We start from the raw sequence: 8,459 nt of genomic DNA, 5'->3' as shown, positions 1-8,459 counted from the left end.
CTTCGGCACCGCGTCGCGCGGCGCGGATCACACCCCGGTGCGGCCCGGCGAGCAGCTGACGCTCAGCGGGGCGGCGGCCGGCGTCTACACGCTGCCGCCGGCGACGCTGCTGCGCCCGGGCAGCCCGCCGAAGGCCCGTACCAAGGCCAACGACATCGTGGTCGCCGCGCTGTCGGAGGTGCTCGAGCAGTTCAACGTGGACGCGCAGGTGTCCGGGTTCAGCCGCGGGCCGACGGTCACCAGGTACGAGATCGAGCTCGGCCCGGCGGTCAAGGTGGAGCGGGTCACCGCGCTGTCGAAGAACATCGCCTACGCGGTCAAGAGCGCCGACGTAAGGATCCTGCCGGTGATCCCCGGCAAGTCGGCGATCGGCGTCGAGATCCCGAACGCGGACAAGGAGATCGTCAGCCTCGGCGACATCCTCCGCTCGCCGTCGGCGGTCGCCGAGCACCACCCGATGGTCGTCGGGCTCGGCAAGGACGTGGAGGGCCACACGGTCCTGGCGAACCTGGCGAAGATGCCGCACGTGCTGGTGGCCGGCGCCACCGGCTCCGGCAAGTCGGTGTGCCTGAACGGGCTCATCACGAGCATCCTCACGCGGGCGACGCCGGATCAGGTGCGGCTGATCCTCATCGACCCCAAGCGGGTCGAGCTGACGATCTACGAGGGAATCCCGCACCTGATCACGCCTATCATCACCAGCCCGAAGAAGGCCGCCGAGGCCCTGGAGTGGGTGGTCGGCGAGATGGAGCGGCGCTACGACGACCTGGCGGCGTCCGGGTTCCGGCACGTGGACGACTTCAACAAGGCGGTGCGGGCGGGGAAGCTGACCGCGCCGCCGGGGTCCGAGCGCACCTACGAGCCCTACCCGTACCTGGTGACGGTCGTGGACGAGCTGGCCGACCTGATGATGGTCGCGCCGCGGGACGTGGAAGACAGCGTCGTGCGGATCACCCAGCTGGCCCGGGCCGCCGGCATCCACCTGGTGCTGGCCACCCAGCGGCCGTCGGTGGACGTGGTGACCGGCCTGATCAAGGCCAACGTGCCGTCCCGGCTCGCGTTCTCGACCTCGAGCCTGGCCGACTCGCGGGTCATCCTCGACCAGCCGGGCGCGGAGAAGCTGGTCGGGCAGGGCGACGCGCTGTTCCTGCCGATGGGCGCGTCGAAGCCGATCCGGCTGCAGAACGCGTTCGTCTCGGAGAAGGAGATCCGGGACATCGTCGCGCACTGCAAGAAGCAGGCCGAGCCGACCTACCGGGAAGACGTCCAGGCGGTGCCGGCGAAGACCAGGGAGATCGACTCCGACATCGGCGACGACCTCGACTTGCTGCTGCAGGCGGCCGAGCTGGTGGTGTCGACGCAGTTCGGGTCGACGTCCATGCTCCAGCGCAAGCTCCGGGTGGGCTTCGCAAAGGCCGGCCGGCTGATGGACTTGCTGGAAAGCAGGGGTATTGTCGGCCCAAGTGAAGGTTCCAAAGCACGAGACGTACTGATCAGGCCGGATGACCTCGATGAGGTGCTCACGTCGTTGCGGGGCGGATAGCGGGGGGATCTACTGGCGTGCCCTGGGTGCTGCCCAGGCTGTCGCCTCGTGCCGGACGAAAGCGGGTGGCACCGCCGTCTGCTTAAGTTCCTGACGCTAGGTGACTGATAACGTCCGCTGGGTACAAGGATTTCACGTCGAGATACCTGGAGGCGCGGTGTGAGCATTGGTGACACCCTGGCGGAGGCGCGACGTCAGAGGGGTCTCACGATTACGCAGGTGAGCCAGGAGACGCGGATCAGGGAAACGCTCATCAGGGGAATCGAACAGGGCGATTTCTCGCCGTGCGGCGGGGACTTCTACGCACGGGGGCACATCCGCTCGATCGCTACCGTGGTCGGGGTCGACCCGGTGCCGCTGATCAGGGAGTACGACGAGGAGCATGGGCCGCCGGGCGGCATGCGCGCGGCGGAGATCTTCGAGCCCGCCACGCCGATCAAGATCCACGAGCCGCGGCCGTTCGGGCTCGGCAAGATCCTGATCGTCGCGCTGCTCGCGGTGATCGGCTTCGCCGCCTACCACCTGGTCTCCACGGACGGTACGCACTCGCCGGCCTCCCAGGCGGCGAACCTGCGGCCGGTGGTGAAGCCTAAGCCTAAGCCGGCCGTCACGCCCGCCGTACGGCCAACGACCGTTACGAATACCGGGCCGCCGGTGGCGGTCATCAGGCTGACCGCGACCCAGGACTGCTGGGTCGGGCTGACGAACTCGACAGGCCAGCAGCTGTACCAGGGCATCATCCCGGCCGGGCAGAGCATGACCTGGCGGGAACAGGACCCGGTGAGCATGGTCGTCGGCAACCCGCCGGGGATCTCGCTGACCGTGAACGGCAAGCCCGAGCTGCAGAACACTCAGACGGTGGGGTACCTCAGCATCAACCCGTCGCAGCAGAACCCCGTCACGAATCCCTCGCAGCAGAACTCCGCCACGGGCGGCTGACCCGCGGTCGGCGACCGGTGCCCGGTGAGCGAAGCGCGGCGCCCGATCGCGTACCCTCTCGTTGTGTCTAGTTCCCGTACAGTCAGCCTGGTCACCCTCGGCTGCGCGCGCAACGAGGTCGACTCGGAGGAGCTCGCCGCCCGGCTGGCGGCGGGTGGCTGGACGCTGCGGGGCGAAGGGGAGGACGCGGACGTCGTCCTGGTCAACACCTGCGGGTTCATCCAGGCGGCCAAGCAGGAATCCATCGACGAGCTGCTGACGGCGGCGGACTCGGGCGCTAAGGTCGCCGCGGTCGGCTGCCTCGCCGAACGGTACGGCACGGAACTCGCGGGCGAGCTGCCCGAGGCTCAGGTCCTCAGCTTCGACGACTACGCGGACATCGCCGCGCGGCTGGACGACGTGCTGGCCGGCCGCAAGCGGCCCGCGCACGTCGCGAGGGACCGGCGCTCGCTGCTGCCGGTCAGCCCGTCCGAGCGGCAGATGACCCCGAAACCCGACCTGACCGAACTGACCGACCTGCCGCCGGGGATCGCCCCGGCGTCAGGCCCGCGGCCTATCCGGCGGCGGCTGTCCGGCGGCGTTACCGCGCCGCTGAAGATCGCGTCCGGCTGCGACCGCAGGTGCTCGTTCTGCGCGATCCCGTCGTTCCGCGGGGCGTTCGTCTCCCGCCGCCCGCCCGAGCTGCTGGCCGAGGCCGGCTGGCTGGCCGCCGACGGGGTGCGCGAGCTGCTGCTGGTCAGCGAGAACTCCACGTCCTACGGCAAGGACCTTGGCGACCTCCGGCTGCTCGAGACGATGCTGCCCGAGCTGGCCAAGGTCGACGGCATCGCCCGGGTCCGGGTCAGCTACCTGCAGCCCGCCGAGGTCCGGCCCGGCCTGGTCGACGTGATGACGTCAACGCCGGGCGTGGCCCCGTACTTCGACCTGTCGTTCCAGCACGCCAGCGGCCCGGTGCTGCGGAAGATGCGCAGGTTCGGCGACCGGGCGCGGTTCACCGAGCTGATCGACCGGATCAGGGACGCGTGCCCCGACGCCGGCGTCAGGTCGAACTTCATCGTCGGCTTCCCCGGGGAGACCGCGGCCGACCTGCGCGAGCTCGAGCTGTTCCTGAGCGAGGCGCGGCTGGACGCGATCGGCGTCTTCGGCTACTCCGACGAGGATGGCACCGAGGCCGCCACCTTCCCTGAGGCGGACAAGGTGGACGAGGATGAGATCGCCCGCCGGGTCGGCGAGTTCGCCGGCCTCGCCGAGGAGGTCATGGCGCAGCGCGCCGCGGACCGGGTGGGCGAGACGGTCGAAGTGCTGGTGGAGGAGGTGCTCGGCGACGGCAGGTACGAGGGCCGCGCCGCGCACCAGGCCCCGGACGTGGACGGGTCGACCACCCTGGAAGCGGACCGCCCGCTGGCGCCTGGCGACCTGGTGATCGCCCGCGTGACCGAGTCCGCGGGAGCCGACCTCATCGCGAGCGCCTGACGCGGCCGTGAGCGCCACGCCCGCCGACACCCCCGGCCAGGGCAGTCCCCCGACTGGAGGGACCAGTTCCCCCCCGCCAGGCCAGGGCAGTCTCTCGCCTGGGCGGACTGAGGCGACCAGTCCCCCTCCGCCCCCACCTGGGGGGACCAGTCCCCCCAGTCCCCCCCCGCCGGGCCTGGTGAACATCGCCAACGTGCTGACGGTGGTGCGCATCCTCCTGGTGCCGGTGTTCGTCGTGTGCCTGTTCGCCGGCGGCACCGGGTGGCGGCTCGCCGCGCTCGCGGCGTTCGTGCTGGCGTCGGTGACGGACCTGCTCGACGGGCGGCTGGCCCGCAGCCGTGGGCTGGTCACCGACTTCGGCAAGATCGCCGACCCGATCGCGGACAAGGCGCTCACCGGTGCGGCGCTGATCAGCCTGTCGGTGCTCGGCGAACTGCCCGGCTGGGTCACGGCGCTGATCCTGATCCGCGAGGTCGGCGTGACCGTGCTGCGGTTCGTGGTGATCAGGCGCGGCGTGATCGCCGCGAGTCAGGGCGGCAAGCTGAAGACGCTGCTGCAGGTCGCGGCGATCTGCCTGTACATACTGCCCGCCTCGCTGAGCCCGCCGGCCTGGGTGCGGGAGGTTGTCATGGCCGTCGCTGTCGTGGTAACGCTGGTGACGGGCGCGGATTACGTGCTGCGCGCGGTGCGCCTGTACCGCGGTCCGGCCGGACCGCGGCCAGGCACGAGCGGCACGAGCGCGAACAGCACGAGCGCGAGCGGCGGGAACGGCGGAGGGGCAGATGGCTGACGGGGTAGCCGGCAGCGACGCGCGAGAGCTGGCTACCGAGATCCTCCGGCTGCTGGCAGAAAACGGCGAGACGGTGGCCGCGGCCGAGTCGCTCACCGGCGGGCTGGTCGCGGCGGCGCTGACCGACGTGCCGGGGTCGTCGAAGGCGTTCCGCGGCGGGGTGGTGGCGTACGCGACCGAGCTCAAGGCGGAGCTGCTCGGCGTCGATAGCGACATGCTGGAAGACCACGGCCCGGTCTACGCGCCGGTGGCGGCGGCGATGGCCGACGGCGTCAGGAAGCTGCTGGGGGCGACGGTCGGCGTGGCCACCACCGGAGTCGCGGGGCCTGACCCGGCCGATGGCTTCGCGCCAGGCACCGTGCACATCGCGGTGAGCCTTGCCGAAGACACGGTGGTGCGGACGATGGCATTGACCGGAAACCGGGACGAGGTACGTAGACTGACAGTGGAGCGTGTCCTTGGTTTGACACTAGGCAGGCTCCGGGAAGAGAAGACGTGATTACAGCGTTACAGCATGAACGAACTCACGGGATGATGGTCTCGCGGGCTGGCCGCACGGACAAGGTACCTTGGATGTAGCGGCGATCGGTCCCGGGTACTCCGTGAGGAAGCTCGGTGGGCGATTGGCCTGAGGAAGGGAGTGTGCGATGGTACTGCTTCGCCAATTGCTAGGCGACGTGCTGCGTCGCCTGCGCATCAGGCAGGGCCGCACTCTCCGCGAGGTGTCCGCGTCCGCCCGCGTGTCGCTCGGCTACCTCTCCGAAGTGGAGCGCGGCCGCAAGGAAGCTTCGTCTGAGCTGCTCGCCGCCATCTGCGCGGCTCTTGACACGCCGCTGTCGCAGGTTTTCCGCGAGGTCTCCGATAACTTCTCGCTAGCCGAACTGCAGAACGAGCCGGCGCTCGGCGCCCCGCGCGAGCCCGGCCTGCGGGTTCCTGTCGCGGTACCGGATGCCAGGCCGGTGGACAGCGATATCCGCAAGGCGGTCGGCGACGTCACCGACATGGTGCCGGTCTGACCGGACGAGCCCACTGGCCCGAGCGTAAGAAAAGCGCTATATCCAGGCCTGCGGGCTGTCGGTGAGCAGCTGAATGGCTTCAGGCAGCTTGCCCGACACGATGTCCTGCAGCGTGACGGTTTCCAGTACCGCGCGCTCGTTGGCGCGCAGCGCGATCCACACCCGCTGCAGCGGCTCGGCCGCGCCCGGGTAGGTGACGTTCTCCGGCCGCTCGCCACGCACGCCGAGAAGCTGCCCGTCGATCGCCCTGATGATGTCCGCGAGCGAGATCTCGTTCGCGGGCCGGGCCAGCCAGAAACCCCCGTCGGGGCCGCGCTGGCTGCGCACTAGGCCGCTGCGCCGCAAGTGCGTCAGGATCGTCTCGAGGAACTTGCCGGGAATGTGCTGTGCCTGGGCGAGCTGCTCGGCGGTGACATGGCCGTCTTTCGCGGCGGCGAGCTCGATGGCCGCGCGCAGTGCGTAGTCGGCACGTGCGGAGAGTCGCATGAACGTAATTATGCAGCTTCCCGACCGGTTTTCTGACATCGGATCGCCCAGGACTAAGCTGCAATCGATCCCGCCGCACGAGAAGCAACACGGGACGCCGCCCGCTACCGGAGGGAACTGGACTGGATGGCTGGTTCACGGGACGTGACGGTCGAGGTCACGGTCAACGGCGCACCCCATGCCATTGAGGTCCCGGCCCGCACCCTGCTCGTGCACTTTCTCCGCGACCGGCTCAGGCTCACCGGCACCCACGTCGGCTGCGATACCACGCAGTGCGGGGCCTGCACGGTCGCTATGGACGGCGTCGCGGTGAAGTCCTGCACGGTGCTCGCGGCCCAGGCCAGCGGCCACGAGATCACCACGATCGAGGGCCTGGCCGCCGACGACAGCGGCGACGGCCTGCACCCCATCCAGCGGGCCTTCCAGGAGGAGCACGGCCTGCAGTGCGGCTACTGCACGCCGGGCATGGTGATGGCGATCCGCCAGCTGCTCGCCGACAACCCGGACCCCACCGAGGCCGAGGTCAGGCACGGCCTCAACGGCAACATCTGCCGCTGCACCGGTTATCAGAACATCGTCGCCGCAGCCCTCGCCGCCGCCGCGCACCTGCGGGAGGCATGACCGCGATGTTCCCCGCTGACTTCGGTTACACCAGCGCGCGCTCCGTCGACGAGGCCCTCGACCTGCTCGCCGCGGCGCAGGCCGACGGCGAGGAGGCCAAGCTGCTGGCCGGCGGCCAGTCCCTGCTGCCGATGATGAAGCTGCGGCTCGCCACGCCGCAGACGCTGGTCGACATCGCCGGCCTCACCGAGCTCACTGGCGTCAGCAACGGTGACGGCACCACGATCGGCGCGCTCACCACCTACCGCGCCCTCGCCCGGGACCCGCTGGTCGCCGGCCGGCTGCCCGCGATGACCGACGCGCTCGCCGTGCTCGCCGACCCGCAGGTCCGCGCCCGCGGGACGATCGGCGGTGCGGTCGCGCACGGCGACCCGGCAGCGGACCTGCCCGCGGTGCTGCTCGCCCTCGACGCTCAGGTCCGTATCACCGCGAGAAGCGGCAGCCGCGTCACCCCGCTCGACGATTTCCTGCAGGGCGTCTTCGCCACCGACCTCGCCGAGGACGAGATCGTCACCGCGATCACGCTGCCGCCCGGCGCGGCGACGGGCTCGGCCTACGAGAAGTTCGAGCAGCCCGCCAGCCACCTGCCGCTGGCCGGGGTCTGCGCCGCGGTGACGGTGGAAAACGAGGTCATCACCTCGGTTAAGGTCGCCGTCACGGGTGTCGCGGGCCGCCCCTTCCGTGCCCGTCATTCGGAACGGGCCCTTGTCTCCGCCCCGGCCGCCCCCGACTCGCTGGCCGTGGCGGCCGCGAGCGTGGCCGAAGGCGTCCGCCCGCTATCGGACCAGCACGCGAGCGGCCCGTTCCGCTTGCACCTGGCGGAAGTACTCACCCGCCGCGCGCTCACGCGCGCGCTCGCCCGGGCGCGGACTACGCCGTGACCACGCGCCTGCCGGCACCGCGCCCGGCGTCCTCCGCATCATCGGGTGTCTTTTCTGGCGCTATTCGCCCCGAAGGACACCCAGTCCCGGTGCACGTCGCGGGGAGGCGGTTGTGACGGCCGAGGTTCGCCTCATCGGGGAGGCCATCGTGCGCCGCGAGGACCCGGCGCTCCTCACTGGTCGTGGCCGGTACGTGGACGACGTTGCCCCCGAGGGCGCGCTGCACGCCTTCGTGGTGCGCAGCCCGCTGGCACACGCGCGCATCCTCAGCGTCGACGTGACCGAGGCCCGCGAGGCGCCCGGCGTCGTCGCCGTCTACCCGGCGGCGGACCTGGCTGAGCTGGGGGTCGGCCCGCTGCCGGGCGCGGAGGGCCTGCCGCCCGGCTCGCTCAACCCGCAGTTCCCGGTCCTCGCCTCCGGCAAGGTTCTGTGGGCGGGCCAGCCTGTCGTGCTCGTCGTCGCGGAGACCAGCGAGCAGGCCGCCGACGCGGCGGAGCTGGTCATGGTCGACTACGACGAGCTGCCCGTCGTCATCGGCCCGCTGGACGCGGCCGCCGACGGCGCCCCGGTACTGCACGACGGCGCGGACAGCAACATCGCCGTCCGCAAGCGGATCACCACCGGGGACGCGGCGGCGGCGTTCGAGTCCGCCGCCTACCGGGTCGGTCAGCGGATGGTCAGCCAGCGGATCGCGCCGGTCGCGCTTGAGC

The 8,459-nt window shown here is 70.8% G+C and carries 10 protein-coding genes; 9 read left to right on the top strand and 1 reads right to left on the bottom strand.

Features of this window, described 5'->3' with window-relative positions:
• The 6 genes from WA805_RS03360 to WA805_RS03335 all read left to right on the top strand — a co-directional run.
• Positions 1 to 1,543: DNA translocase FtsK (locus tag WA805_RS03360; RefSeq protein WP_424558857.1), on the top strand; the 1,543-nt coding region annotated here is incomplete at its 5' end.
• Between the two features lie 159 nt (positions 1,544 to 1,702).
• Positions 1,703 to 2,482: a helix-turn-helix domain-containing protein gene (locus tag WA805_RS03355; RefSeq protein ID WP_422290991.1), complete on the top strand. Its 780-nt coding sequence runs from the start codon at positions 1,703 to 1,705 to the stop codon at positions 2,480 to 2,482.
• Between the two features lie 63 nt (positions 2,483 to 2,545).
• Complete coding sequence (gene rimO, locus WA805_RS03350; RefSeq protein ID WP_422278793.1) at positions 2,546 to 3,955, top strand: 30S ribosomal protein S12 methylthiotransferase RimO; 1,410 nt, start codon at positions 2,546 to 2,548, stop codon at positions 3,953 to 3,955.
• Positions 3,956 to 4,130: 175 nt separating this feature from the next.
• Positions 4,131 to 4,745 (top strand): CDP-diacylglycerol--glycerol-3-phosphate 3-phosphatidyltransferase, encoded by a 615-nt coding sequence (gene pgsA, locus WA805_RS03345; protein WP_422337839.1) that lies wholly within the window; start codon positions 4,131 to 4,133, stop codon positions 4,743 to 4,745.
• The gene (locus tag WA805_RS03340) at positions 4,738 to 5,244 is read left to right on the top strand and encodes a CinA family protein (protein ID WP_422325937.1); all 507 of its coding nucleotides are present in this window, start codon (positions 4,738 to 4,740) and stop codon (positions 5,242 to 5,244) included. The genes pgsA and WA805_RS03340 overlap by 8 nt, the downstream gene beginning before the upstream one ends.
• A 148-nt stretch (positions 5,245 to 5,392) precedes the next feature.
• The gene (locus WA805_RS03335; protein WP_422278799.1) at positions 5,393 to 5,761 is read left to right on the top strand and encodes a helix-turn-helix domain-containing protein; all 369 of its coding nucleotides are present in this window, start codon (positions 5,393 to 5,395) and stop codon (positions 5,759 to 5,761) included.
• Between the two features lie 36 nt (positions 5,762 to 5,797).
• Here the strand turns inward: WA805_RS03335 and WA805_RS03330 are convergent, their stop codons facing one another.
• A complete protein-coding gene (locus WA805_RS03330; RefSeq protein ID WP_422278801.1) occupies positions 5,798 to 6,247 on the bottom strand; it encodes an RrF2 family transcriptional regulator in 450 nt (149 codons plus the stop codon).
• 126 nt (positions 6,248 to 6,373) lie between these two features.
• Here WA805_RS03330 and WA805_RS03325 point away from each other — a divergent pair, with 126 nt between their 5' ends.
• The 3 genes from WA805_RS03325 to WA805_RS03315 form a co-directional block, all read left to right on the top strand.
• Entirely contained in the window at positions 6,374 to 6,868 is a 495-nt protein-coding gene (locus tag WA805_RS03325; RefSeq protein WP_422278803.1) for a (2Fe-2S)-binding protein, read from the top strand.
• Entirely contained in the window at positions 6,865 to 7,749 is an 885-nt protein-coding gene (locus WA805_RS03320) for an FAD binding domain-containing protein (protein WP_422290988.1), read from the top strand. Before WA805_RS03325 ends, WA805_RS03320 begins: the two co-directional genes overlap by 4 nt.
• A 112-nt stretch (positions 7,750 to 7,861) precedes the next feature.
• The coding region (locus WA805_RS03315) for a xanthine dehydrogenase family protein molybdopterin-binding subunit (protein WP_425241617.1) at positions 7,862 to 8,459 on the top strand (598 nt) is incomplete at its 3' end.

Source organism: Trebonia sp. (assembly GCF_049794275.1).
GTDB lineage: Bacteria > Actinomycetota > Actinomycetes > Streptosporangiales > Streptosporangiaceae > Trebonia.
The sequence above is the reverse complement of the archived record's forward strand: the minus strand, read 5'-3'. Positions and strand labels throughout refer to the sequence as shown.

Bases quoted from the DNA above. Each gene is read 5' to 3' on its own strand.
- WA805_RS03340 (WP_422325937.1), top strand. From the start codon at position 4,738: ATGGCTGACGGGGTAGCCGGCAGCGACGCGCGAGAGCTGGCTACCGAG.
- WA805_RS03335 (WP_422278799.1), top strand. From the start codon at position 5,393: ATGGTACTGCTTCGCCAATTGCTAGGCGACGTGCTGCGTCGCCTGCGC.
- WA805_RS03330 (WP_422278801.1), bottom strand. From the start codon at position 6,247: ATGCGACTCTCCGCACGTGCCGACTACGCACTGCGCGCGGCCATCGAG.
- WA805_RS03325 (WP_422278803.1), top strand. From the start codon at position 6,374: ATGGCTGGTTCACGGGACGTGACGGTCGAGGTCACGGTCAACGGCGCA.
- WA805_RS03320 (WP_422290988.1), top strand. From the start codon at position 6,865: ATGACCGCGATGTTCCCCGCTGACTTCGGTTACACCAGCGCGCGCTCC.